The sequence below is a fragment of the Micromonospora sp. ATA51 genome (assembly GCF_016802855.1).
In the GTDB taxonomy this organism is placed as follows: Bacteria; Actinomycetota; Actinomycetes; order Mycobacteriales; family Micromonosporaceae; genus Micromonospora; species Micromonospora sicca.
This window is the reverse complement of record NZ_JAEVHJ010000008.1, coordinates 1-24,853: the sequence shown is the minus strand read 5'-3', so window position 1 is coordinate 24,853 and position 24,853 is coordinate 1. Positions and strand designations below refer to the sequence as shown.

Annotated in this window: 20 protein-coding genes and 4 pseudogenes; 17 read left to right on the top strand and 7 right to left on the bottom strand. The window is 71.2% G+C overall.

Translation table 11 applies throughout. The features are described 5' to 3' along the window. Positions 1-12: 12 nt before the first annotated feature. The 15 genes and pseudogenes from JNW87_RS02925 to galE all read left to right on the top strand — a co-directional run bounded on the left by JNW87_RS02925 (position 13) and on the right by galE (position 15,092). Entirely contained in the window at positions 13-723 is a 711-nt protein-coding gene (locus tag JNW87_RS02925; RefSeq protein WP_238452914.1) for a FadR/GntR family transcriptional regulator, read from the top strand. Further along, complete coding sequence (gene dgoD, locus JNW87_RS02920; protein ID WP_109801260.1) at positions 720-1,865, top strand: galactonate dehydratase; 1,146 nt, start codon at positions 720-722, stop codon at positions 1,863-1,865. Before JNW87_RS02925 ends, dgoD begins: the two co-directional genes overlap by 4 nt. Next, positions 1,859-2,743 carry a hypothetical protein gene (locus tag JNW87_RS02915; protein WP_109801261.1) on the top strand — a complete coding sequence of 295 codons (885 nt, stop codon included), beginning with the start codon at positions 1,859-1,861 and terminating at the stop codon, positions 2,741-2,743. The genes dgoD and JNW87_RS02915 overlap by 7 nt, the downstream gene beginning before the upstream one ends. Then, positions 2,740-3,366 carry a bifunctional 4-hydroxy-2-oxoglutarate aldolase/2-dehydro-3-deoxy-phosphogluconate aldolase gene (locus tag JNW87_RS02910; protein WP_109801262.1) on the top strand — a complete coding sequence of 209 codons (627 nt, stop codon included), beginning with the start codon at positions 2,740-2,742 and terminating at the stop codon, positions 3,364-3,366. Before JNW87_RS02915 ends, JNW87_RS02910 begins: the two co-directional genes overlap by 4 nt. Before the next feature lie 26 nt (positions 3,367-3,392). Continuing rightward, a pseudogene (locus JNW87_RS39205) lies at positions 3,393-3,920 on the top strand (PfkB family carbohydrate kinase); the annotation flags it as partial. A gap of 101 nt (positions 3,921-4,021) precedes the next feature. Beyond that, positions 4,022-4,303 (top strand): PfkB family carbohydrate kinase, encoded by a 282-nt coding sequence (locus JNW87_RS39200; protein ID WP_309233887.1) that lies wholly within the window; start codon positions 4,022-4,024, stop codon positions 4,301-4,303. 18 nt (positions 4,304-4,321) lie between these two features. Next, entirely contained in the window at positions 4,322-5,224 is a 903-nt protein-coding gene (locus JNW87_RS02900) for an SMP-30/gluconolactonase/LRE family protein (protein ID WP_236647488.1), read from the top strand. A gap of 218 nt (positions 5,225-5,442) precedes the next feature. Further along, positions 5,443-6,147: a low temperature requirement protein A gene (locus tag JNW87_RS39195; protein WP_309233886.1), complete on the top strand. Its 705-nt coding sequence runs from the start codon at positions 5,443-5,445 to the stop codon at positions 6,145-6,147. Continuing rightward, positions 6,144-6,647, top strand: coding sequence for a low temperature requirement protein A (locus JNW87_RS39190; protein WP_309233885.1), 504 nt, complete (start codon positions 6,144-6,146; stop codon positions 6,645-6,647). The genes JNW87_RS39195 and JNW87_RS39190 overlap by 4 nt, the downstream gene beginning before the upstream one ends. 114 nt (positions 6,648-6,761) lie before the next feature. Beyond that, positions 6,762-7,038 (top strand): annotated as a pseudogene (locus tag JNW87_RS02890) (IS3 family transposase); the annotation flags it as partial. A 161-nt stretch (positions 7,039-7,199) separates the two neighbouring features. Continuing rightward, a complete protein-coding gene (locus JNW87_RS02885; protein ID WP_236647489.1) occupies positions 7,200-8,177 on the top strand; it encodes a LacI family DNA-binding transcriptional regulator in 978 nt (325 codons plus the stop codon). Positions 8,178-8,310: 133 nt separating this feature from the next. Then, complete coding sequence (locus JNW87_RS02880; protein ID WP_109801279.1) at positions 8,311-11,454, top strand: GH92 family glycosyl hydrolase; 3,144 nt, start codon at positions 8,311-8,313, stop codon at positions 11,452-11,454. Between the two features lie 72 nt (positions 11,455-11,526). Beyond that, positions 11,527-11,748 carry a hypothetical protein gene (locus tag JNW87_RS02875; RefSeq protein WP_146231020.1) on the top strand — a complete coding sequence of 74 codons (222 nt, stop codon included), beginning with the start codon at positions 11,527-11,529 and terminating at the stop codon, positions 11,746-11,748. A gap of 377 nt (positions 11,749-12,125) precedes the next feature. Beyond that, on the top strand, positions 12,126-13,949 hold the full coding sequence (locus tag JNW87_RS02870; RefSeq protein WP_109801268.1) for a glycosyltransferase family 2 protein: 1,824 nt from the start codon (positions 12,126-12,128) through the stop codon (positions 13,947-13,949). Positions 13,950-13,985: 36 nt separating this feature from the next. After that, positions 13,986-15,092 carry a UDP-glucose 4-epimerase GalE gene (gene galE / locus JNW87_RS02865; RefSeq protein ID WP_109801269.1) on the top strand — a complete coding sequence of 369 codons (1,107 nt, stop codon included), beginning with the start codon at positions 13,986-13,988 and terminating at the stop codon, positions 15,090-15,092. A 445-nt stretch (positions 15,093-15,537) separates the two neighbouring features. On the opposite strand, the gene JNW87_RS02860 is transcribed toward galE, so the two are convergent. Next, positions 15,538-15,831, bottom strand: coding sequence for a helix-turn-helix domain-containing protein (locus JNW87_RS02860; RefSeq protein WP_109801270.1), 294 nt, complete (start codon positions 15,829-15,831; stop codon positions 15,538-15,540). 76 nt (positions 15,832-15,907) lie between these two features. On the opposite strand from JNW87_RS02860, the gene map reads away from it, so the two are divergent. Beyond that, a complete protein-coding gene (map, locus tag JNW87_RS02855; RefSeq protein ID WP_109801271.1) occupies positions 15,908-16,726 on the top strand; it encodes a type I methionyl aminopeptidase in 819 nt (272 codons plus the stop codon). A gap of 144 nt (positions 16,727-16,870) precedes the next feature. On the opposite strand, the gene JNW87_RS02850 is transcribed toward map, so the two are convergent. The 3 genes from JNW87_RS02850 to JNW87_RS02840 all read right to left on the bottom strand — a co-directional run bounded on the left by JNW87_RS02850 (position 16,871) and on the right by JNW87_RS02840 (position 20,960). Then, positions 16,871-18,496: a right-handed parallel beta-helix repeat-containing protein gene (locus JNW87_RS02850; protein WP_238452913.1), complete on the bottom strand. Its 1,626-nt coding sequence runs from the start codon at positions 18,494-18,496 to the stop codon at positions 16,871-16,873. 367 nt (positions 18,497-18,863) lie between these two features. Further along, positions 18,864-19,697 (bottom strand): helix-turn-helix transcriptional regulator, encoded by an 834-nt coding sequence (locus JNW87_RS02845; protein WP_109801273.1) that lies wholly within the window; start codon positions 19,695-19,697, stop codon positions 18,864-18,866. 297 nt (positions 19,698-19,994) lie between these two features. Next, positions 19,995-20,960, bottom strand: a complete 966-nt coding sequence (locus tag JNW87_RS02840; protein WP_109801274.1) for an SDR family NAD(P)-dependent oxidoreductase — start codon at positions 20,958-20,960, stop codon at positions 19,995-19,997. Positions 20,961-21,047: 87 nt separating this feature from the next. Here JNW87_RS02840 and JNW87_RS02835 point away from each other — a divergent pair, with 87 nt between their 5' ends. Beyond that, positions 21,048-21,965 carry an AraC family transcriptional regulator gene (locus JNW87_RS02835; RefSeq protein WP_238452912.1) on the top strand — a complete coding sequence of 306 codons (918 nt, stop codon included), beginning with the start codon at positions 21,048-21,050 and terminating at the stop codon, positions 21,963-21,965. Between the two features lie 117 nt (positions 21,966-22,082). Here the strand turns inward: JNW87_RS02835 and JNW87_RS39185 are convergent, their stop codons facing one another. From JNW87_RS39185 to JNW87_RS02825, 3 genes and pseudogenes are all read right to left on the bottom strand, one after another. Continuing rightward, a complete protein-coding gene (locus JNW87_RS39185) occupies positions 22,083-22,406 on the bottom strand; it encodes an aldehyde dehydrogenase family protein (protein WP_309233890.1) in 324 nt (107 codons plus the stop codon). 109 nt (positions 22,407-22,515) lie between these two features. Beyond that, positions 22,516-23,505, bottom strand: a pseudogene (locus JNW87_RS39180) (aldehyde dehydrogenase family protein); the annotation flags it as partial. Between the two features lie 338 nt (positions 23,506-23,843). Further along, a pseudogene (locus JNW87_RS02825) lies at positions 23,844-24,853 on the bottom strand (chitinase); the annotation flags it as partial.

Sequence of the window (24,853 nt, the reverse complement as noted above, 5' to 3'; positions counted from 1 at the left end):
GTGCGAAGAGCATTGACAACGTACGCACGCCGCGGCCTGCACGGGCAGACCGTCGAGGTCATCGCGCGCCGAATCCTCGCCGGAGAGATCGCCCCCGGCGCGACGCTGGACATCACCGCACTCCAGGCGGAGCTCGACGTCAGCCTCACCGCGCTGCGGGAGGCGCTCAAGGTGCTCGCCGCCAAGGGCATCGTGGACGCCCGGCAGAAGCGCGGCACGTTCGTCCGCCCCCGCGCGGACTGGAACCTGCTCGACGGTGACGTGATCCGTTGGCAGTTCGCCGAGGGCGCCGATCCGCGGCTGCTCGACAAGCTGCACGAGGTCCGCAGCATCATCGAACCGGCTGCCGTCCGGCTGGCGGCCGGCCGGGCCACCGACGACGACCTGGCCGCGCTGGACGCCGCGCTGGACGAGATGGCCGCCGCGAAGGGCCGTCCGGCCGCCGCGGTCGCCGCCGACCTGAGCTTCCACCGCGCGCTGCTCGCCGCCACGCACAACGAGTTGCTGGAGCGCATGGAGGTGGTCATGGAGACCGGCCTCGCCGAACGCGACCGCCTGGTGCACGGCGGCGAACCGCACGACGACCCGGTGCCGAGCCACCGGGCCGTGGTGGACGCGATCCGGGCGCGGGACGCCACCGCGGCCGAGACCGCCATGCGGGGACTGCTGGAGAAGGCGGTGCGCGACGTCGAGAAGGTACGCGGGCAGAAGGGCAACCGGTGAAGATCGACCGAATCGAGACCTTCCTCGTCGCACCACGGTGGCTGTTCTGCCGGGTGGAGACCGACGAGGGGCTGGTCGGCTGGGGCGAGCCCGTGGTGGAGGGGCGCGCCGAGGTGGTCCGCAGCGCCGTCGAGGTGCTGGCGGAGTACCTGATCGGCGAGGACCCCCTCCGGATCGAGCAGCACTGGCAGATCCTCACCAAGGGCGGCTTCTACCGCGGCGGGCCCGTGCTGTCCAGCGCCGTCGCCGGTCTCGACCAGGCTCTCTGGGACATCGCCGGGCAGGCGTACGGCGCCCCGGTGCACGCCCTGCTCGGCGGTCCGGTCCGCGACCGGGTCCGGGTCTACTCCTGGATCGGCGGTGACGAGCCCGGCGAGGTCGCCGAGGCGGCCGCCGCGCAGGCCGCCGCCGGACTCACCGCGATCAAGATGAACGCCTGCGGTCGGCTCTCCGCGATTCCCACCCCCGCCGAGGTGGACGCCGTCGTCAGCCGCGTCGCCGCCGCCCGCGAGGTGCTCGGCGACAACCGCGACATCGCGCTGGACTTTCACGGCCGGGCCAGCGCCGCCGCCGTGCGTCGCATCCTGCCCGAGATTGCCGCCCTGCGACCGCTCTTCGTGGAAGAGCCGGTCCTCGCCGAACAGGCCCACCACCTGCACGACATCGTCACCGCCTCCCCGGTCCCGGTGGCCACCGGCGAGCGGCTGTACGGTCGCGCCGAATTCCTCGGACCGTTGCAGGCCGGCGTAGCGGTGGTCCAACCGGACCTCTCCCACGCCGGCGGCATCTCCGAGGTCCGCCGGATCGCCGCCCTCGCCGAAACGTACGGTGCCGTGCTCGCCCCGCACTGTCCGCTCGGGCCGATCGCGCTCGCCGCCAGCCTCCAGGTGGCCCTCGCGACACCGAACTTCCTCATCCAGGAGCAGAGCATCGGCATCCACTACCACGCCGGCTCTGAACTCCTCGACTACGTGGTCGACCCGGCGCCGTTCCAGTTCGTCGACGGGCACATCAACCGGTTCGAGGCGCCCGGCCTGGGCATCACGGTCGACGAGGCGGCGGTCCGCGCCGCCGCGCGGACCGGGCACGCCTGGCGCAACCCGGTCTGGCGCCACGACGACGGCTCCTTCGCCGAATGGTGAGCGCCGACGACCGGCTGCCGGAGACCCCCGCGACGGAGATCCCGGTGCCGCTGCGCGTCGGCTCGGACCACCGCCATGGTGGCCGGTGGACGACCCTGCGCGGTGGCGGCCGGGAGTGGCTCTGGCGGCGGCCGGACACCGGCCGGGACGGGGTGCTGGCCGGTGATCCGTTCGTCGACGCGGGCGGCCTGGAGGAGTGCCTGCCGACGGTGCGCGGCCGACCCGACCACGGCGACGTCTGGTCCCGGCCCTGGCGCACCACCGGCCCGGGGGCCGCGACCATCGAGCGCCCGGACTTCACCTTGACCCGGCGGCTCACCGACCGGTCCGGCGTGGTGGTCGCCGACTACCGCCTCCAGGCCGATCCCGGTTACCGCTTCATCTGGGCGGCCCACGCCCTGCTCGACGTTTCCCCCACCGCCCGGCTGGAGGCGCCTGCCGGCACCCCGACCCGGCTCTACCCGGAAGCCGCCGCGCTGCTGCCCGCCGGCCCGTGGCCGGCCGGCCACCCGTGGCTGTCCGGGACGTGGCCCACGCCGGCCGGACTGCCGCTGGACCAGCTCGGCCCCGACGACGGCACCGCGGTCGGCGCGGTGCTGCTCGGCTGCCCGACCGTGCGGGTGAACGACGGCGCCGACCTGCTCACCCTGCACCTCGACTGTGACGGCCAACCCCGTTCCACCGCGCTCTGGCGCAACCTGCGCGGCTGGCCCACCGACGGTCCCTACCGCAGCATCGGCGTCGAACCCCTGCTCGGCGGCACCTTCGACCTCGCCGAAGCCGGACCCGACGACGCCGCCGAAGTCCCACCGAGCGGCGAGGTCACCTGGCGGTTGACCCTCTCCGCACACCGATCATCCGGAGGCCGTCCCCGATGAACCTGCTCGACTCCCTGCGGACCCACCGGCTGCTGGCGATCGTCCGTGGCCCGGACCCGGCGGCGGCACTGGCCTCGGTGCTGACCCTGGCCGACGCCGGCATCGCCCTGATCGAGGTGTCGCTGACCGGCGCCGGCGCGCTGGACACGATCCGCCGGGCCCGCGCCGCGCTCGGCGCCGACGCCCGACTGGGCGCCGGCACGGTGCTCAGTGCCGAGGATGCCCAGCGGGCCGCCGACGCCGGCGCCACCTTCCTGGTCACCCCGGCGCTCGCACCGAGCATCGCCGAGGCGGGCCGGCTGGGGCTGCCGGTGCTCGCCGGCGCGCTGACCCCCAGCGAGGTGGTACAGGCCGACGCGAGCGGGGCCGCCGCGGTCAAGCTGTTCCCCGCCGCCTCGCTCGGCGGGCCCGCCTACCTGGGTGCGTTGCGGGACCCGTTCCCGCGGACCGCGTTCGTGCCGGTCGGCGGCGTCGACGCGGACAGCGCGCGGGCGTACCTCGACCGGGGCGCGACCGCGGTCGGGGTCGGCTCACCGCTGCTCGGCGACGCCGTGCGCGGCGGAGACCTGGGTGCGTTGCGGGACCGGGCCGCCGCCTTCCGCGCCGGGGTGGCGCCGTCGTGACCGACGTGCTCACCCTCGGTGAGACCATGGCGGCCTTCCGGGCCTCGGCTCCACTGCGGCTGGGCGGCCCGGTCCAGCTCTCCGTGGCCGGCGCCGAGTCGACCGTGGCGATCGGCCTGGCGCGACTCGGGCACCGCGCCCGCTGGATCGGTGTCACCGGGGCGGACGAACCGGGCGAGCTGATCCGGCGCACACTGCGCGCCGAGGGCGTCGACCTGACCCTGGCCCGGGTCGACCCGGACGCCCCGACCGGACTGATCCTCTTCGAGTCCCGGGTGGGCGACATCAGCCGGGTCACCTACCACCGGACCGGATCGGCCGGTTCCCGGCTGGCCGCGTCGGACCTGACCGCCGCCTTCACCGGTGCCGGGGCGCCACCCCGCGTCCTGCACGTCACCGGCATCACCTGCGCGCTGGGTTCCGGGCCGTACGAGGCCGTCAGGACGGCGGTGACCCGGGCCCGGGCCGCCGGGACCCTGGTCTGTCTGGACGTGAACCACCGGCGGCGGCTGTGGTCGTCGACCGAGGCCGCCGCGGCGCTGCGCCCGCTGCTGCCGTCGATCGACCTCGTGGTCGCCTCCGACGACGAGTTGGGCGTCCTCACCGACGCGGCCGATCCGGTCGCGCCCTGCGCGACGCCGGCGTACGGGAGGTGGTGGTCAAGCACGGCGCGGGTGGCGCCACCAGTCACAGCGACCTCGGCAGCGTGCACCGGCCGGCCCGGCAGGTGCCGGTCGTCGACACCGTCGGTGCGGGCGACGCCTTCGTGGCCGGTCTGCTCTCCGGTCTGCTCGACGGCGCCGAGGTCGACGCCCGGCTCGACCGGGCGGTCACCACCGGCGCCTTCGCGGTCGCCACCCAGGGCGACTGGGAGGGCCTGCCCACCCGGGCCGAGCTGGCGCTGCTCGACCACGCGCCCGGCGGCGCCGTCCGCTGACGACCGAGAGGAGACCTGGTGTTTTCCGAACCGACCCCCTGGAGCAGTGACCGCCTCGAGCTGGGGGAGGGCGCTCGCTGGGTGGCTGGCAGGCTCGTGCTCGTCGACCTCCTCGGCGGACGGCTCCTGGAGACCACCGGCGACACCCCCGCGCCGCTGCGCGAAGTGTGCAAGGTGGACGGCCCGCTGGGTGCGGTGGCCGCCATCGCCGGGCGGCCCGGCAACTGGCTGGCCGTGGTCGGCACCGGGGTGGCGGTGCTGGAGGGCGCCGGCGGCTCACGACTCGTCGCGGACCTCGAGGGAAAGAACCCGGCCCGGGCCCGGATGAACGACGCGGTGGCCGATCCGCATGGCCGGTTCTGGGCGGGAAGCATGGCGTACGACGCCACCCCGGGCGCGGGGGCCCTCTACCGCCTGCCGGTCGACGGCCCGCCCGAGGCGGCGGTGACCGGGCTGACCATCACCAACGGGCCCGCCTTCGACGCGACCGGCGCCGTCATGTACCTGGCGGACACCCCGCTCGGTCAGGTGGACCGGTTCACGGTGGACCCGGCCACCGGCGCCCTGTCCGCCCGGGAACCGTTCCTGCGCCTGTCGCCCGGGGAGGGCGTCCCGGACGGGATGACCGTCGACGCCGCGGGGCATCTCTGGGTGGCGCTCTGGGGCGGCCACGCGGTCCGCCGCTACCGACCCGACGGGCGCCTGGACCGCGAGATCCGCCTTGCCGCGGCCCAGCCCACCAGCGTCTGCCTCGGCGGCCCCGACCTGCGCCGGCTCTTCGTCACCACCGCCGCCCTGGGGTTGGCGCCCCGCGGCCCCGTCGACGGTGCGCTACTCGCCGTCGACGTGGAGGTCGCCGGCCTGCCCGCCGCATCGGCTGCTCCTCCATCGGGTCCGTCAGCAACGGTAGCGGTGCCGTAGCGGCGGCAGCGGAACAGCAGTCACCGACTTCGTCTCGTCGTTGCGGTTAATTCGGCCAAATTGGCCATCCGAGGTACCCGCCCGCGATGAGCTCGACGCCCAGAAGGCTCGGCCACCCGCCTTCCCGAGCACCTCGCGGGCGCAACACCAGGTTAGGCCACCACCCCCGTGGTACGACTGACGTGCTGACGCCGCAAAGCCGACAGGACGGGCGTATCGTGACCGCAGGCAACACGGGCGACCTACTGCGGGACCACGCCGAACCGCAGCGCGCGACCTACGTCGAACTCTTCTTCGACGTGATCCTCGTGTTCGCGCTGACCCGCCTCTCGCACACCCTGTTCCACAACCTCACCTGGCTCGGTGCCCTGCACACGGTGATCCTGCTCGCCGCGTTCTGGTGGGTGTGGGTCTTCACCGCCTGGACCACGAACCGTCTCAACCCCGCCCGACCCGCGATCCAGCTCGTGATCATCCCCATCATGCTCGGTACCTTGATCATGGCGGGTGCGGTGCCCACGGCGTTCGGAGAGAACGGCATGATCTTCGCCGCCACCTACGTCGTCATCCAGGTCGGCCGCGCCCTCTTCGTCACGGTCGCGCTGCACGGTCGGGAGGTGGCGATCGGCACCCTGCAGCAGCTCATCTGGTTCTGTCTGTCCGGAGTGCTGTGGATCGTGGGCGCACTTACCGAGGACATCACCCGGGTGGTGATCTGGCTCGCCGCGGCGGCCCTCGGCTACACCATGAGCCGGCTGGACTTCCGGCTACCCAAACTCGGCCCAGCCCGGATCGCCACCCAGACGGTCAACGCGGAGCACCTCGCCGAACGCTACCAGCAGATCATGATCGTCGCGTTCGCGAGACGGTCCTGGCCTCGGGCGGGCAGTTCGCCGCGTTCGGCTTCGGACGAGACCGGGTGACCGCGTTCGTACTGGCGTTCGCCATCACCACACTGCTGTGGCGGATCTACTTCTACCGGGCGGGCCTAGTGCTCCCGGCCGTGATCGCCACCAGCACCGCCCCCGCCGTCTTCAGCCGGTCCGCCTCCTACGCCCACCTGCTCATGGCCGGCGGCATCGTGCTCAGCTCGGTCGGCGACGAAATCATCATCACCCACCCGTTCGCCGAACCCAACCTGGTCTGGTCCGCCGTCATCCTCTGCGGACCGGCCATCTACCTGGCCGGCCGCGCCCGGCTCGACTACCTGTCCTTCAGCCGCATCGCCTATTCCCGAGTGACCGGGCTGCTGCTCCTAGTCGCGCTAGCGCCCGTGGTCGCCTTCCTGCCACCGATCCTGATCGCCGTCGTAGCCATCGTCATCCTCACCGCGATCGCCACCTCGGACACCATTTCCTGGCGATTCCGCCCCAGCAAGCCAACCCCGCCACCACCACCCCACGGGCGGTATCTACGCCCATAGCCTCCCGCCGCCCGGTCGCCGTCGATCCCGCCGACATATCGCTTGCGTCCTCGACGGCATCGAAAGCGAGCGCGAGCCGGGCACCACCGGCGCGATCGCCCCCACCCCTCGTCGCGGGAGTTGCGGAAGCGGAACAAGCTGCTCGAGCAGGAGAACGAGATCCTGCGCCGGCGGCGGCGTTCTTCACCCGGGAGATCGCCCCAAAATGACCTACCCGCTGGGCTGCCACCTGGCCGCGGACGGCATCCCCGTCGCGGTGACCTGCCGGGTCCTGGGCTTCACCCCGCAGGCCTTTCACGCTTGGGGCAAAGATCCGGTGTCGCAGCGGGACTGGGACGGCGCGCATCTGATCAACGCCCTGGGCATCCACCACGACGATCCGGCGTTCGGCTCGGATAGCGGTAGCCAGTTCCGGTCCCGCAAGTTCGTGAGGTGCGCACCACCACCTCGGCACGGGCGTGGTCTGGAGGCACGGCGGCAGGGTTGCCGCTCGATGTCATAATCTCGGGCATGCCCGTTGGTCGTACCGCTGGTCGGCCGAGCCTGAGGCAGGTGGCCGCACTGTCCGGGGTGTCGGTCAAGACGGCTTCCCGCGCGCTCAGCGACGAGCCGCGAGTCGCCGCGGAAACCCGGCTGCGGGTGCGGAACGCCGCCGACCAGCTCGGCTACCGACTGAACGGGGTGGCCCGGGAGCTGCGTCGGGGCGCCAACACCTCGACACTGGTCGGCCTGCTCATCGGTGACCTGGCCAACCCGTTCTACTCCCGCCTGGCCAGTGGCCTCGAACGCGAACTGCGCATGCACGGTCTGCAATTGGTCATCGCGAGTACCGACGAGGACTCGGACTGGGAACGCCGACTCGCCGACGCCCTGCTGGAGCGGCGGGTCCGGGCGTTGGTGATCGCCTCCAGTGCCACCGAGCACGGCTATCTCGAGGCCGAACACCGCCACGGCATCCCCTTCGTGTTCGTGGACCGACCCCCGGTCGACCTCGCTGCGGATGCGGTCCTGTTGGACAACCACGGTGGTGCCCGGCAGGCCGGCGCGCACCTGATCGCGGCCGGGCACCGGCGGATCGGGGTGGTGGGGGACCTGCCTGGGTTGAGCACCCACCGGGACCGGTTGGCGGGATTCGCCGAGGTGATGGAGGCCGCCGGGCTTGCGGACTGGGCCGGGTACCTCGTGGAGAGCGCGCACGACGTGGACGCCGCCGAGCGGGCGGTGCACCAGCTGCTGAGCCGCATCCCCGCGCCGACCGCCCTGTTCACCATGAACAACCGGATCACCAGCGGAGCTCTGCGGGCGCTGCGCGGTCACCCGGCATCACCGGCCCTGGTCGGCTTCGACGACCTGGACCTCGGTGAGGTGCTGGGTGTGAGTGTCATCGTGCACGACCCGGAGGAGATGGGACGCCAGGCGGCGCAGCTGCTGCTGGCCCGGATCGACGGCGACCGTGGACCGGCCCGGCGGGTGGTGCTGCCGACCCGGCTGCTCGCCCGTGGCTCGGGTGAGCGCCCCCCTGCGGGTTGACCGGACGCGGGCTGAGCCCGTCGGCTTCTCATTGACACCTGCCTCTTGAAAGGTCTACACAGGAATTCGACAGCGTTCAATGACAACGTTGTCACTGAGGCTGCCACCCGTGCACCCCAAGGAGGTACCGGACATGTTCCGACCAGGCCCGTCCCGTCTGCTCGGCCTGCTGGCCGCCACCGCCGTCGCCGGCACATCCCTGCTCGCCGTCGCCTCACCCGCCCAAGCCGCGCCGCTCAACCTCACCCAGTACGTCAACCCGTTCATCGGCACCGACGACAGCAGCGCCCCCAACCCCGTCCCAGGTGGCGCCGGTGGCAGCACCGTTCCCGGCCCGGTGCAGCCCTTCGGGATGGTGCAGCTCAGCCCGGACACGCCCACCGCCTCGCCGTCCGGTTACCGGTACAGCGACGCCCAGATCGAGGAGTTCAGCCTCACCCACTTCAACGGTGCCGGCTGCGCGAACAACGAGGACCTCGGCATCCTGCCGATGACCGGCGCCATCGGCACCTCACCCGGCACCGCCTGGACGTCCTACCGCGCCACCCAGAACAAGAGCCAGGAACAGGCCGGCCCCGGCTTCTACCAGGCGGTGCTCAGCAACTACGGCAACACCCGCGTGGAGGCCTCGGCCACCACCCGCACCGCCGCCCTGCGCCTGACCTACCCGTCGACCAACACGGCGCGGGTCCTGATCAACACCAGTCGCAGCGCCACCGGCAGCCGGAGCGGCTCGATCACGATCAGCGGCTCCACCGTGACCGGTAGCGTCACCGGAGGTGGCTTCTGCGGCAACTCCAAGACCTACCAGATCTTCTACCGGATGGAGTTCGACCGCGCCCCGACCGGCGTCGGCACCTGGCTGGGCGGCACCGTCAGCGCCGGCTCCACCACCACCAGCGGCACGAACGCCGGCGGATACCTGACCTTCGACACGTCCACCAACCCGGTCGTGCAGGTCAGGGTCGGCATCTCGTTCGTCAGCCAGGCCGGCGCCCAGGCCAACCTCGCCGCCGAGCAGTCAAACTTCGACTTCGACGCGGTGCGCTCCCGCGCCGACGCCGAGTGGAACGCGATCCTCAACCGGGTGCAGGTCACCGGCGGATCCGCCGCCGACCTGCAGAAGTTCTACACCGCGCTCTACCGCGTCTTCATCAACCCCAACGTGTCCAACGACGTCAACGGGCAGTACCGCGGCTTCGACAACGCCATCCACACCGCCGGCCACACCGTCTACCAGAACTACTCCGGCTGGGACATCTACCGCTCCTGGGCGGCGCTGATCGCGTTCATCGCGCCGGCCGAGGCGACCGACATCGCCAAGTCCATGGTGCTCGACGGCCAACAGGGTGGCCTGCTGCCCAAGTGGTCGCACAACACCAACGAAGCCTTCGTCATGACCGGCGACCCCGGGCCGATCATCGTGGACACTCTCTACCAGTTCGGCGCCCGCGGTTTCGACACCGCCGCCGCCCTGGCGCTGATGAAGAAGAGCTCCAACGGCGGCACCATGCAGGGCAGCCCCATCCGCGGCCGGCAGAGCGGCTACGTCCAGCGCCAGTACATCGACGGCGACCCCTCCGACTCGCTGGAGTACTCGGCGAGCGACTTCGCCGTCGCCCAGTTCGCCCGGGCCCTCGGCGACACCGCCACGTACGACACCCACATGGCGCGCGCCCAATGGTGGCGCAACGTCTTCAACACCGAGTCGGGCTACATCCACCCGCGCAACGCCGACGGCACCTGGCCGTGGCCGCTCGACCCCGCCAGCCAGTCCAACTACGTCGAGGGCAACGCCTCGCAGTACACCTGGATGGTGCCCTACAACTTCACCGGCCTGATCAACCTGCTGGGCGGGCGGCAGACCGCGCTCCAACGGCTGGACCACCACTTCACCCAGACCAACGGTGGCCAGTCGCAGCCGTACTTCTACATCGGCAACGAGCCGGAGCACGGGGTGCCGTGGGCGTACCACTTCGCGGCCGCGCCGGCCGGCACCAGCGCCGCGGTCCGGCGGGTGATGAACGAGTCGTTCACCACCGGGGCCGGCGGCCTGCCCGGCAACGACGACCTCGGCGCCACCTCCGCGTGGTTTGTCTGGTCCGCGCTCGGGATGTATCCGCCGACACCGGGCGCGGACACCCTGGCCCTGCACGGCCCGCTGTTCCCGTCGATCCTGGTCGACCGGCCGGCCGGTGACCTCCAGATCAACGCCGCCAGCGCCGGGCAGGGCAACCAGTACGTCCAGAACCTGTCGGTCAACGGCACATCGACCCAGCGCGCCTGGTTGCGGTACGGCGACCTCGCCGGCGGGGCGACGCTGTCGTACACGATGGGCGGCTCGCCGTCGTCGTGGGGCACCAACCCCGCCGATGTGCCGCCGTCGTTCACCGACGGGTTCACCCCGTCGCCCGCCGCTCCCGACCTGGGCCCCAACCTGGCCGCCGGCAAACCGGCGACGGGCTCGACCCCGTGCGCCGCGACCGAAGGCCCGGAGAAGGCGTTCGACGGCCGGCTCGGCAGCACCAGCAAGTGGTGTTCCCTCGCTGCCGGCACGAAAATCCTCCAGGTCGACCTCGGGACGAACCAGACCGTCGGGTCCTTCGTCGTCAAGCACGCCGGACTCGGTGCCGAGAACACCGGCTGGAACACCGGCGGCTTCACCATCCAGACCAGCACCGACGGCAGCACCTGGACGACCCGGGCGACGGTGTCCGGCAACCGGTCCAGCCGCACGTACCACCCGATGTCCGCGGCGACGGCCCGCTACGTCCGCCTGAACGTCAGCACCCCGACCAACAACGGGAACACCGCGGCCCGGATCGACGAGTTCGAGGTGTACGGCGGCAGCGGCCCGACCAACCTGGCGCTCAACCGGCCGGCCACCGCCGACTCGCAGTGCGCCAGCACGGAGGGGCCGGAGAAGGCCGTCAACGGCAGCACCACCGGCGGCACCTCCGACAAGTGGTGCTCGGGTGGTGCGACCAAGTTCCTCCGCATCGACCTGGGCGGCACCCACCCCATCCAGACGGTCACCGTTTACCACGCCGGCGCCGGTGGCGAGGACCGCGCCTGGAACACCCGGGACTTCGACGTGCAGGTGTCCGCGGACGGCTCCACCTGGACGAGTGCCGCGCAGGTCCGGGGCAACACCGCTGACGTCACCAACACGCCGGTCACGGCCACCGGTAGGTACCTGCGGCTGAACATTCTCACCCCGACGCAGACCACCGATGCGGCGGCCCGCCTCTACGAGGTGGAGGTCTACGGCACCTGAGGTGTGCCACTCGCCGCCCGGCCAGGGCGGTGGGCCGCCGGCCGTGGGCGGGGGGACGCCCACGCGGTCCGGGTGCGTCACCATGAGCGACGCCGGTTCAGCGCCGGGGACCGGCGTCGCGCCATCCTGCTCGCCGAGGCCGGTCCCCGACTATGGCGGGCCGGTCGCGCCCGGCGTGCCGGCCGGCGCGCGGAGCTGGAGCGGATCATCGCCCACCCACACCCGGAGGTACGCCCCGACGCGGTGCGCCGGCTGGCCGTCCTGGTAAGGCCTCCGACCGGGCGCCCGGTCTGACGCCGATCCCAGCGAAGAGGCTGATGCCCCGGCGGCGTGAGGTAGCCACCCCCTGGCGATGTCCGTTATGCGCAAATCCCCAGCGCCTGCGAGGTTGCCGCCGCTAGCATCGTTTTAGTCGGTTTTGCGCTGGCCGAGACTGCCCCCGTCGGACGGAACTGGAACCACTCAGCGTTATGGCATCGACAATCATCGATCTAGATACGGGGACCGCAAGTGCACGTGCAGACTTCGGGGAATCGACGAGCCGCCGGGCCTCGTCGGGCGGACGCACCCGGTAGGGAACACTCCGGTCGGCACTACCGTCTCGGCGAGGACGTCCGGCGATCGGGGAGACCGCCGGAGATCTGGGCCGGGCAGCGGGCACGGACCGCGGCATGAGCGCGCCGGCTCCGCCAGCATTCGAGGCGCTCGAAACCGAGATCCGGAACCTCTCGGGCGGCAATGTCCTACACGCCGGGCCCGGTGGACCGACCCTCGCGCCCTTCCGGCACCTGCGCGCCACCCGGCCATCCACCTTCGTATCGACCCTGCGCCGGCGCGACCGGGTGGCCGTCGCCGGGTTGACCGCCGGTTGGGCGACCTCCTTCGTGGCCTTCTGGTTGTGGTGGTGGCAACCCGAGCACCGCGTCGGCTGGGCGGGACTGGCCCTGAACAGTCTGCTTCTGCTGTATCTGACCGGGCTGCCCGCCTACTACCTCCTCGCCGTCTCGCGATTGCGGCAGGTCAATCCCGCGCTCCGGGTGCCGCGGCTGCGGGTGGCCTTTGTGGTGACCCGCGCACCGGCAGAACCCTGGTCGCTCGCCCACCGCACCCTCACCGCGATGCTGGCCCAGCAGTTTCCCTACCCGTACGACGTCTGGCTCTGCGACGAGGAGCCGTCCGAGCAGGCCCTGCGATGGTGCGCCGCGAACGGGGTCCGGGTGGCCAGTCGAAGTGGCGTGGCCGCCTACCACCGGGCGACCTGGCCTCGCCGTACCCGCTGCAAAGAAGGCAACCTCGCCTACTTCTACGACCACTGGGGTTACTGGGACTACGACACCGTCGCCCAGCTCGACTGCGACCACGTGCCCCAACCAACCTATCTTGCCGCGATCACGCGACCGTTCGCCGATCCCGCCATCGGCTACGTCGCCGCACCGAGCGTCTGTGACGCCAACAGCGCGAACTCGTGGTCGGCGCGGGGACGGCTGCACCGCGAGGCGACCTATCACGGCCCGGTTCAGCTAGGCCTCAACCGCGGCCTCGCTCCCTTGTGCATCGGCTCGCACTACGCCGTACGGACGAAGGCGCTGCGCGACATCGGCGGTCTCGGCCCCGAACTGGCCGAGGACTTCTCCACGACGTTCCTGCTCACCTCCGCCGGCTGGCACGGCGCCTTCGCCATCGACGCCGAGGCGCACGGCGACGGCCCGCTCACCGTCGCCGATATGCTGATCCAGGAGTTCCAGTGGTCGCGCAGCCTCACCATGCTGCTCTACGACCTCGCGCCGGATCACCTGCGGCGGATGGGCGCCGCCTTGCGGCTGCGCTTCGCGTTTCAGCTGTACTACTACCCGCTACTGGCGATCGTGACCGTCGTCGGCCTCGCCCTGCCGCCGTTCGCGGTGGTCACCGGGCTGCCGTGGGTCAACGTCAACTATTTGGAATTCCTGGCCCGCCTGCTTGTGGTATCGCTGTGGCTGCCCCTACTGACCTTGCTGCTACGCCGGCGCGGGCTGTTACGCCCCCGATCCGTGCCCGTCGTGAGCTGGGAAGGTGTCCTGTTCGCCCTGACCCGCTGGCCGTACGTCGTCTGGGGCGTCCTAGCCGCGACGCGGCTGAACGTGCGGCCCAGGCAGGTCTCGTTCAAGGTCACCCCCAAGGCACGCACCGGCCTGGAGCCACTCCCCGCCCGACTCGTCCTGCCCTATGCGGTGATCACCGTGGCGCTGTCCGCGGCCGCCCTGCTCGGCGAGCGGTCGACACACACTCCGGGGTACGTCTTCCTCTGCATTCTCGGCGCACTCTGCTACGCGGTGGCCGGCCTCGCGGTACCCGCCCTGCATGTGGTGGAGGCAGCCCGGGCCGCCCGGCTGCGCGTACGGTCAGCCGTCCCGACCGCCGCCGGACCCCTGCTCGTCGGCGTCGTGGCGCTCCTCCCGCTCGCGGCGGCCATCGCCAACTATGCCGGCCCCGCGGTGCCGCTCTTTACCCGATAACGCCCCGATGCGCGGACGCACCGGAAGGAGATCCTCATGTCTGGTCCGAAGACTGTCCTGGTGACCGGCGGCGCCGGCTTCATCGGCAGCCACACCTGCGTCGAGTTGCTCGAGCATGGCTACGAGGTGTGCATTGTCGACAACTACTCCAACAGCTCACCAGCGGCACCGGCCCGGGTCGAGAAGGTGGCGGGCCGCCCCCTGCTGAGGGTCTACGAGGCCGACGTACGTGATCACCAGGCGCTCTCGGCGATCTTTGCGGAGAACACCATCGATGCGGTCATCCACTTCGCCGGGAGGAAGGCTGTCGGCGAATCGGTGTGGATCCCCGTCGACTACTACGACACGAACGTCGGTGGCACGACGAGCCTGCTGCGAAGCATGCGGGAAAACGGCGTACACCGCCTGGTCTTCTCCTCATCGTGTTCCATCTACGGGGAGGCGGCGCGGATCCCGATCGACGAGCAGGCCCCGCCACGGCCGACGAATCCGTACGCCAGATCGAAATGGATGTGCGAACAGATCATCGCCGACGCCTGCCGGCAGCACCCGGAGCTGGCGGCCTATTCGCTGCGATACTTCAACCCGGTTGGCGCACATCCCAGCGGGTTGCTCGGCGAGGACCCCCGCGGCATCCCGCAGAACGTCATGCCCTATCTGATGCAGGTCGCAATCGGCAGGCTCGAACGGCTGAGCATCTTCGGCCGCGACTACGCCACCGCGGACGGTACGGCGGTGCGCGACTACATACATGTCATGGACGTCGCCCAGGCGCACCGCATCGCACTGGAGCGTCTCGACGAGGTGACGGGACTGGACATCCTCAATCTCGGCACTGGCGTGGGGACGTCAGTCCTGGAGCTCGTACGGGCGGTCAGCGCGACCTGTGGAAAGTCCCTACCGTACGACATCGTCGAACGGCGGCAAGGTGATGTAGCCAGACTAGTTGCCGACCCTGGCGCGGCGGCCCGGAAGTGGGGCTGGCGCACGACCCGGAACCTCGCCGCGATGTGCCGGGACGCGTGGCGGTTCCAGCTGCTGAATCCCGCCGGATTCGACGACGACCTGACGGGGCGGCCCGCCATCCCAACGGCGCGATCGCTCGATACGCCGGACCCGATGACAAGGACTCGGGCGAACTAGCGCGGTCACCATGAACGTTCACCGGGTTTGATGGATCACGCGGTTCTCGGTCATGGGCGGCCCAGCGTTGTTGGCGTTCGCCGCGGATGCGGGCGCGTTCGCGGCAGCGAATCTCTGCCGGCAACGGGGCGAAAGGCTACCGCTACTACGACTGGGCGTTCATCACCCTGCCGCAGGCCACCGACGAGCACGCAGCACTGGCTGCTGATCCGCCGCAACCGCACCACCGGTGAGCCGCCGCAACAGCCGTCACCACCAGCAGCCCGGACGGCCTGATCGCGATCACTGTCAACGAACTACGCCGGCTCTTCCACGCCCTGATCATCGACCCGGCACGGCGGGCCGCCGACGTCATCGCCTGGTCCCTCTTCCGACGCAGGCATCACGCTGCCGCCAAGACAGCCATTACCTCGGCAAGCCCTCACGGAACCCTGAAACGGATCTCCTACTGGAGTACTTGGGCGGCTGGCCTCCCGGACGCCTGGCGGATGGGCATGTCGGCCAGCCAGACGTCGGCCAGGTCGCTGAGGGGGACGTCGAGGGCGTGGCTGAGGCAGACCACAGTGCCGAACGCGGGTGCGGGAAGGCGGCCCGCCTCGATCTTGCGCAGCGTCTCGGGGGAGATGCCGGCTGCCAGGGCCACCTCGACGAGGCTGCGGCCGGCCCGCGCGGCCCGGAGGGCGGCTCCGAGGCGCTGGCCCGCTGCGATCTGTTCGGCGGTGAGTGGTTGGCGAACCATGCCAGCAGGATATCCCTCCGGAGCAGCCCCGACCTGGCGTGGTATAAAAATACCGCATACGGAGAGGGAGGCTGTCGTGATCGAGCTCAAGTCCGCCGAGGAGATCGGCCGGATGGCGGTGACCGGCCAGTTCGTCGGCGAGCTGCTCGCCGAGCTGAGCGGTGTCGCCGCAGTCGGCGTCAACCTGATAGACCTCGAACACCACGCCCGCCGCCGGATCAAGGAACGTGGTGCCGAATCCTGCTACTGGGACTACGCCCCTTCGTTCGGCCGCGGCCCGTTCCGCAACGTGCTGTGCCTGTCGGTCAACGACGCGGTGCTGCACGGCCTGCCGCACGACTATGTTTTGCGGGACGGTGACCTGCTCAGCATCGACATGGCGGCCGGCATCGACGGCTGGGTCGCCGACTCCGCGCTCTCCGTCATCGTCGGCACCCCCGACCCGGCCGACCTGAAGCTGATCGAGGCCACCGAGGTCGCACTGGAGGCCGGCATCACCGCCGCCCAGCCCGGCGGCCGCCTCGGCGACATCTCCGCCGCGATCGGCGAGGTCGCTTACTCCTACGGCTACGGCGTCAACGCCGAGTTCGGCGGCCACGGCATCGGCCGCACCATGCACGAGGCCCCGCACGTCCCCAACAACGGCCGCGCCCGCCGCGGCATGAAACTCGACCCCGGCCTCACCATCGCCATCGAGCCCTGGTTCTGCCGCTCCACCGACAAAATCAAGTTCGACAACGACGGCTGGACGATCCGCTCCGCCGACGGCTCCCGCACCGCCCACTCCGAACACACAGTCGCCATCACGGCTTCCGGCCCCCAGGTCCTGACCCGCCGCCCCACTCACGGCGCCACCTCGGCCGACCCCACCAAAAAGTCCGCCACAGCCTCCTGACCCACTGCCCGCCTTAGGACGTGACTCAGGGCGTTCCAGGGAGGGGCCTGCCGCAGCTTCCTGAGCAAGTCCCAGCCGCACGCCTCAGCCCACCGCCACACCGCCACAGCAGGTCAAAACGGATCTCCTTCTGGAGCACTAGAACTAGGCGGCGGGCTGGATGGCCCCGACGGTGCCGGCCCCGACGAGCGGCCGACCCAGGAAATCCACCGGTCCCGGATCGACATTGAAACGCGACCGGAGGTTGAGGGCGTGGCCGGCCAGTGGCGAATCACGGCGCGGCGTGAGCGCTTGCGCCCGTTGGGCCGGGGAGCCGGAGCGATCGGCCGTCACGAAACGCGGGTCTGCGCTCGATCCGCCGACCTTCGCCCCGAGGCGTTCCTGCCCGGTAGCCGCGCGCCAATCTCCCATATTGGCATAGGACGCGCCGGCCCACGAAACGGCCCAGGTTCCCGATTCGGCGAAGAAGTTGTTGCCCTGCAACAAGACATCGGCCGTCGAGAAGTCATCGGCGATCACCAGGTTGGTCCCGCCCGAGACAATCAGGTTGTTGCGCAGGACGACGTTGGACAAGCCACGAAAGAAATTCTGCAAGCGGATGGCCGCGGGGGCCCAGCCCTCCGCCTCCATCACCACGGTGTTGTGGTAGACCTCGGCGTTGTTAACCGACCCGGCCAGATGGATACCCGCGTACTCCGGCAGCTTGCGGGCGTCGTTGATACTTATGTTGAAACGGACGATGTTGCCGGTGTGCGCGGCATTGAGTTGGCCGCTGTAGAGCAGGTACCCGGCGCCGTCGTTGTCGTAGGACAGGTTGTACTGCAGGACTGACGAGGACACGTTCTGGTCCATGTCGAAGCCACCGCCGTCCTTCTGGCCGGCCGTGTGGTTGCGGAATGAGACGTTGCGCTCCATGACCACGGCGGTCGAATCCCAGGTCCAAATGCCGACCGGCCCTTCGGGCGCCGCGGCCGACCTCCCATTGTCGTGCGCGCTGGACCGCTCGATGCGCCCGCCTCGCACACTTCCGAGCGCGATTCCGCTTCCCGTGTGGCTAAAGTGATTGGTCGGGTCTCCCGCATTGTGGTGCACCTCGACATCCGACACGACGACGTCTTCGTGGGCATAGCGCGGCGCCGCGGCGTCGAAGCGAGGTCCGAAGCTGATCAGCCCATTCTCCGTGTTGCCGTGCAGGTTGGCAGCACGGATCCGTACGCCACGAAAGCCGGTAGAATTCGGGCCAGCTCCGATCTGTATTCCGTTCTTGAATCCGCTCACCTCGACCCCGGAAATGTCCACGTGGTCGAGTTTCCGGCCGTCGGTCAGGTCGGAGTAAAGCTCGATCCCGCCGGTGGTCTTGTTGTCCGCCCCGCCGCCGACGATCACCAGGTCCCGAATCTCGACGCCGGCTGTGTTGTGCACCCTGATCCCCGCGCCGCCGGCGGCCTCGATCGTGGCACGGCCGGCGCCGTATGTGTCGACGACGACCGGATTTGCCGCGTCACCCGCATCACCGGGCCCGAAGGTCAGGCTCCCACGGAAGTGCGCACCCCCTTCGAGTAGGAGTTTGTCTCCCGGCTTGAAGGCGAAGGCGGCGGCCTTGTCCAGCGATCGCCATGCTGTGGCGGGCGACGAGCCGTCGAGGGAATCGTCCCCGGTTGGGCTGACATGGTACGTGTTGATCATGGGTGGAGCGGCTACCCGATTCGACCTAAGCTCGAGAACATGCGCAAGCATGGGGAGGAACACCGCCAGCGCCAGCACCAGCACCGCGACGATTCGCCGACGTGAACGCCGGGTGGCTGGCGGCCCTGACAGGTCCGCCGGCAGATCAACCTCACTCTGTTGCCCATTTGTACCAGCTATCAAGGACTCCTACCGCCCTCTCCCAACCCGACACACCGCCCCAAACATCCCCTATCTGTACTTTAGGCCACTTTGGTGCCTACCTGCGGGACGTCTCGTAACCCGACGTACGCCCCTTGGAAACGATCACGGTGGATGTCCCGGTGCGGGCGCCGCAACGCTCGGCGTAGTCGCCGCACTCCTGGCCCTGTGCCGCCTGCACGAACGACTGTCCAGGAGCCGATGAGCCGGGCGCGGCCCGGACCCACCCGTCGGAGCGCACCACCACGGGTCAGACGCGCTGGTCGCCGATGACGGAAAGTAGTTGCAGCTTCTCGTAGCTCTCCGAGCCGGGCGCGGCGGTGAATACCAGCAGCATCTGGGACTCGTCCGGGTCCACCAGGGTCTGGCAGTGCAGTTCCAGGTCGCCGACCTCGGGGTGCCGGAAGCGTTTCGGCGGGCAGTACGCCCCCTGCACAGGGTGCTCCCGCCACAGCTCCGCGAACTCCGGGCTGGCGGCCAGCAGGGCGTCCACGATCGCCGCGGCGCGGGACCCCCGGCCGTCGCGGGCGTAGGCGGCGTGCAGGTGCGCGGCGATGAGCCGGCTGTGGATGGGGTGGTCTTCATCCGGGTGCCGCAGCCGTGCGACCGGGTCGGTGAACCAGCGGTGGTGCAGACTGCGCGCCAGCCCGCTGTACCGGGTCTCGTCGCCGAGCAGGGCGACCGCCGGCGCGGTCTGCGTCAGGGTCTCGCCCAGGTGGTTCACCACCTGCGCCGGGGTGTCCTGGAGCCGGTCGAGGATCCGCATCATCCCCGGGTTGACGTGGTCGGCCCGGACGGCGCGGTGTGGGACGGCGTAGCCAGCGAGCTGGAACAGGTGGTCACGCTCGGCCAGGGTGAGCCGCAGGCCGCGGGCCAACGCGGCGAGCAGCTGCTCGGAGGGGTGCGGGCCCCGCTGCTGCTCCAGCCGGCTGTAGTAGTCGGTGGACATGTCGCTGAGCGCCGCGACCTCCTCCCGCCGCAGCCCTCCGGTGCGCCGGCGTCGGCCCCGGGGCAGCCCGACGTCCTCCGGCTGCAACGCCTCGCGACGGGTGCGGAGGAAGCCGGCGAGTTGGGCGCGGTCCATGGCGTTCCTCCTCCCACCGGGCGGTGGATCGGCGTGCGGTGGGCACCGGAAGCGGCGCCCGCATCTCCTCACAACAGGTGATCTCGGCGCCGGTGTTCCGCCGCCCCACCCACCGTCCCGCGGCGGGTGGGGCGGATCCAGGGTCGGCCGGTCCCTGGCTCAGCCGGGCCGGGTCGAGCGGCGGGTCAGCCGGGCCGAATGGGCCAGCTACCGCAGGGAGCGGGCGGAGGGTTACCCGGCCCGGGCGTTGACGCGGGGGCGCACGGCGCCGCAGGCGAGGTGGCGCGCGCCGCACGCTCAGCGGGAGGTCAAGACCTGCTCGGCGTAGGCCCAGAGCCAGTCGGCGGCGACCGGGTCCACCGCGTGCTCGGCCACCCCCGCGGCGGGGTCCGGGCCGCCCGGTACCACCTCCGCCTCCTGGTTGTCCTCGAAGTACCGGCCGGTCACGCCCTCGAGCAGCGGTGACGCCGCCAACAGCACGGAGGTCGCGGCACCCTGCGCCGGGCTCTTGTAGTACGACGGCGTGATGAGGTTGCCCGCCTCGTCCATCGCCCCGAACGCGCGCATCGTGTCGTCGTCCAGGTGCCGTTGCAGGTTCGTGTGGATGTACCCCGGGGCGAGGGCGTTGGCGGTGATCCCGTCCGCGGCCCACCGTCGGGCGATGCCGACGACGAGCAGGACGCCCGCGGTCTTCGACTGGCTGTACGCGGTCCACGGGTCGTACGGGCGTCTCGCGAACTGCGGGTCGTCGAAGTCGACCCCGGCCCGCAGCTGGGCGCCGGAACTGACCACCACCACCCGGGCCGAGCCGGCGGCCCGGAGCCTGTCGTGCAGGCCCCGGACGAGCGCGAAATGGCCCAGGTAGTTGGTGGCGAGCTGGATTTCCCAGCCCTCGGCGGTCAGCCGCCGGTCCGGGACCGCCATGATCCCGGCGTTGGCGACCAGGGCGTGCAGCGGGCCCTGCCAGCCGGCGACGAAGGCGTCGACCGAGGTGAGGTCGGCCAGGTCGAGCGCGGCCGCCCGGACGCTGCCCGCGCCCGGTCCGGCAAACTCCTCGACCAGCCCCGCGGCCCGGTCAGGGTCGCGGGTGGCCACCGTCACCTCCGCCCCCGCGCGCGCAAGGGCGCGGACGGTTTCGGCGCCGATGCCGGAGGCACCGCCGGTGACGATCATCCGGCGTCCGGTGAGGTCGACGCCGTCGAGAATCTCCGCGGCGGTGGCGCGGGCGGTGAACGGGGTGGTCAGGCGTGCGGTGGCTGTCATGCCGGCAACGCTACGAGCGCCCCACCTGGACTGCCTATAGTCTGGACTCCGTCACTCTTTAGCGTACGTCCAGAGGAGGGGGTGCCCGTGGACCCGTTGGAGGACGTGCTGTCCCTGCTCGACGCGACGGGTCACGTGTCCGCCGCTATGTCCGCCGGTGGGCGTTGGGCGGTCCGGTTTCCGCCACCCGCCGGGCTCAAGTTCAACGCCGTCCGGCGGGGCAGCTGCTGGCTGGAAGTGGACGACGTGCCGGATCCCGTCCACCTTGCGGAGGGCGACTGCTACCTGTTGACCCGGCCCGTCGCGTTCACTCTCGCCAGCGACCTGAATGTGCCGGCCGAACCGGCGCATCCCCTCTTCGCGGCGGCCGTCGACGGCGTGGCCCGCGCCGGCGATGGCGACGAGGTGTTCCTCATCGGCGGTGCGTTCTCCTTCACCGGGCGGGCCCGCGCGCTGCTGCTCGACAGCCTGCCGCCGGTCCTCCATGTCCCGGCCGGCACGCCCGAGGCCGCCACCGTGCGCTGGGCGGTCGGCGAGATCGACGCCGAGCTGGGGCGCCGACCGACGGGGGCCACCGTGGTCGCCGAGCACCTCGCGATGGTCATGCTGATCCGGATTCTGCGCGTGCACCTCGCCCACGATCCCGACCGGAGCTCGGGCTGGCTGGCCGGGCTGGCCGATCCGACCGTCGCGGCCGCGCTGCGCGCCATGCACGCCCGCCCGGCCCACCCGTGGACCGTGGCGGAGCTGGCCCGGGTGGCGGCCGTCTCCCGGTCCACGCTGGCGGCCCGGTTCAAGGACCGGGTCGGCAAGGGCCCGCTGGAGTACCTCACCGAGTGGCGGATCGAACTCGCCGCCGACCAGATCCGACGCGGCGGCGAGACCGTCGCCACCATCGCCCGGGCCGTCGGCTACGGCTCCGAGAGCGCGTTCAGCGTCGCCTTCAAACGCACCACCGGCCTCTCACCGCGCGCCTACCGCAGTCACCTCACCCGTGCCGGCTGAACCGCCCGGGTCGGCGCGCCCAGCACGGCGGGGGCGGCGGGGATCCTCGAGGAATGTCAGTCACCGCACTACACGCGGCCACCCCGGCCCGGCGGCTCGGGCCGGGGCGGCCGTTCCTCACCGCTGAATCGACTTGGTCTCCAGGAACTCCTCCAGGCCGAACCGGCCGAACTCGCGGCCGTTGCCCGACTGCTTGTAGCCGCCGAACGGGGCGAGTGGGTTCCACTGCCCGCCGTTGACGTCGACCTGGCCCACCCGCAGGCGCGCGGCGACCGCCAGCGCGTGCTCCGGCTCGCCGAAGACCCCGCTGGTCAGGCCGTACACGGTGCCGTTGGCGATGGCGATGGCCTCCTCCTCGTCGGCGTACGGGATGATCGTCAGCACCGGACCGAAGATCTCCTCCTGGGCGATCGCGGAGCGCGGGTCGACGTCGGCGAAGATGGTCGGCCGGACGTAGGCTCCCTTCTCCAGGCCCTCGGGGCGGCCCGGCGCCGAACACCAGCCGCGCGCCCTCGGCGACGCCGCGGGCGATGTACCCGTCGACCTTCCGCCGGTGCGCTTCCGAGGCCATCGGACCGAGCACTGTCGGCTCGTCGGTCGGGTCGCCGACGGTGAACCGCCGCGCCGCCTCGACGGCGAGCGCGACGACCTCCTCCTGGCGCGCGGCGGGCACCAGCATCCGCGGCCACGCGCCGCAGACCTGGCCGCCGTTGGCGAACGCCATCATCACGCCGGTGGCGACCGCCTTCGGCAGGTCGGCGTCGTCGAGGACGATGTTCGCCCCCTTGCCGCCCAGCTCAAGGGTGACCCGCTTGACCGTCTCGGCGGCCACCGCGGAGATCCGACGGCCGGCCCGGGTGGAGCCGGTGAAGGAGACCATGTCGATGTCCGGGTGGGCGGAGATCGCCTCGCCGACGACCGGGCCGGTGCCGTACACCACGTTGAACACCCCGGGCGGCAAACCCGCCCCGTCGGTCACCTCGGCGAGGATCCGCGCGGTCAGCGGGGCGTTCTCGGAGGGCTTGAAGACCATCGTGTTCCCGGCGAGAAGCGCGGGGGCCAGCTTGGACACGATCTGCTGCAGCGGGAAGTTCCACGGGGTGATCGCGGCCACCACGCCGATCGGCTCGCGCAGGATCAGGGAGTTTCCGATCTCCTCGGTCCAGGGGAAGTCGTCGGCGAGACCCGCGACGGACTCGATCACCGCCGCCGGGAACCCGACCTGCGCGGTGCGGGACATCGCGATCGGGGAGCCCATCTCGGCGGTGATCGCCGAGGCGATCTCCTCCTGACGGGCGGCGAGGCCCGCGGCGACGCGGCGCAGCACGGCCGCCCGCTCGGCCGGGGTGGTCGCCGCCCACGAGGAGAAGGCGGCCCGGGCGGTGGCGACGGCACGGTCGACGTCGGCGGCCGTCCCGGCCGGCACCTCGGCCACGAGGTCGCCGGTCGCCGGGTTCACCACGGGCAGGGTGCCGGCCGAGCCGGCGACGATCTCGCCACCGATCCAGTGGCCGGTGACGGTGAAGGCGGAAGTAGTCATGGCTCGACCGTCGCACTGGCGCAGGACCCGAACCAGGGACGGCTTGTCCGGGACTCGGCGGTCCCTGGCCGGCGCGGCGCGGCACCGGCGTCCCGGCACCTCAGCCGAGGGCGGCCGGGCGAACTCGCCGCGCCACGTCCCAAGGGGCGTTCGCCCCGCCCTGCCGCAAACGGCCTGTGCGCAGTGCGCGGCGCGTCGATCCCGGCGGAACGCCTGGAGGTCTACCACACGCTCGCTTCTACGGTGCCAGCAGAAGCACGGCCCGACCTCGGTGGCGCCGGACCGCTCCGGCAGCCCGGCGCAACCCGGTGCACCCCGGGTGGCGGGGTCCCGCAGGGTCAACGGCCCTGGAGGGCCTTGACGTTGTCGCCGAAGGTCCAGCCCTTCGACCCGTCCCAGTTGATCGACCAGGTCATCAGACCCTTCAGGCCGCCCTGGTATGTGTTCCAGGCCTGCGCCACGGAGGACGGCGCCAGGTACCCGCCGCCGGCCCCGGACTGCGCGGGCAGGCCGGGGACCTGTCGGTCGTACGGGACGCGGATGGTGGTGCCCTGCACGACCAGGCCGGCGTTGAGGCAGTTGGTCTGCGCGACGAACCCCTGCACGGTACCGGCGGCGTACGAGTCGCCGGAGCAGCCGTACATGCTGCCGTTGTAGTACTGCATGTTCAGCCACCAGAGCCGGTCGTTGTCGACGTACCGCTTGATGATCGGCAGGTAGGCGCCCCAGATGGACCCGTAGGTGACGCTGCCGCCGGTGACGTACGCGGTCTCCGGCGCCATGGTCAGCCCGAAGCCGGCCGGCATCTGTGCGAGCACCCCGTCGATGATGCGGACCAGGTTGGCCTGTGAGGTGGAGAGCCGGGTGATGTCGCCGCTGCCGGTGAGCCCGGTCTCGATGTCGATGTCGATGCCGTCGAAGTTGTACCTCTTGAGGATCGGCACCACCGTGGCGACGAACCGGTCGGCGACTGCGGCGGAGCTGAGGTCGATGCCGGCGGTCGCGCCGCCGATCGACAGCAGGACGGTCAGCCCGGCGGCCTTGGCCTGGCACATCTCGGCCGGGGTGGGCACCTTGACGCCGGTGTCCATGCCGTCCTCCCAGAGCACGGTGCCGTCCGAGCGGATCACCGGGAAGGCGGCGGTGACCACGTTGTAGCCGTGCCCGCGGATGCGGGAATCGGTGATCGGGATCCAGCCCAGCGGCGGGTGAACTCCGTTGGCCGCCCCGTCCCAGCTCTCCCAGTACCCCTGGAGCACCTTGCCGGTGGGCCCGCGGCTTGGTCGCGCAGGTGCCCGTGCCGGGCGGAGCCCGACGTGGTCGGGTGGGCGACGGCGTGGCCGGTGAG

What these genes read in the sequence shown, in the direction of transcription:
- galE (WP_109801269.1), top strand. Translation starts at nt 13,986, where the DNA reads ATGTCTGGTCCGAAGACTGTCCTGGTGACCGGCGGCGCCGGCTTCATC.
- JNW87_RS02870 (WP_109801268.1), top strand. Translation starts at nt 12,126, where the DNA reads ATGAGCGCGCCGGCTCCGCCAGCATTCGAGGCGCTCGAAACCGAGATC.
- JNW87_RS02845 (WP_109801273.1), bottom strand. Translation starts at nt 19,697, where the DNA reads ATGGACCGCGCCCAACTCGCCGGCTTCCTCCGCACCCGTCGCGAGGCG.
- JNW87_RS02910 (WP_109801262.1), top strand. Translation starts at nt 2,740, where the DNA reads ATGAACCTGCTCGACTCCCTGCGGACCCACCGGCTGCTGGCGATCGTC.
- JNW87_RS02880 (WP_109801279.1), top strand. Translation starts at nt 8,311, where the DNA reads ATGTTCCGACCAGGCCCGTCCCGTCTGCTCGGCCTGCTGGCCGCCACC.
- JNW87_RS02915 (WP_109801261.1), top strand. Translation starts at nt 1,859, where the DNA reads ATGGTGAGCGCCGACGACCGGCTGCCGGAGACCCCCGCGACGGAGATC.
- JNW87_RS02860 (WP_109801270.1), bottom strand. Translation starts at nt 15,831, where the DNA reads ATGGTTCGCCAACCACTCACCGCCGAACAGATCGCAGCGGGCCAGCGC.
- JNW87_RS02840 (WP_109801274.1), bottom strand. Translation starts at nt 20,960, where the DNA reads ATGACAGCCACCGCACGCCTGACCACCCCGTTCACCGCCCGCGCCACC.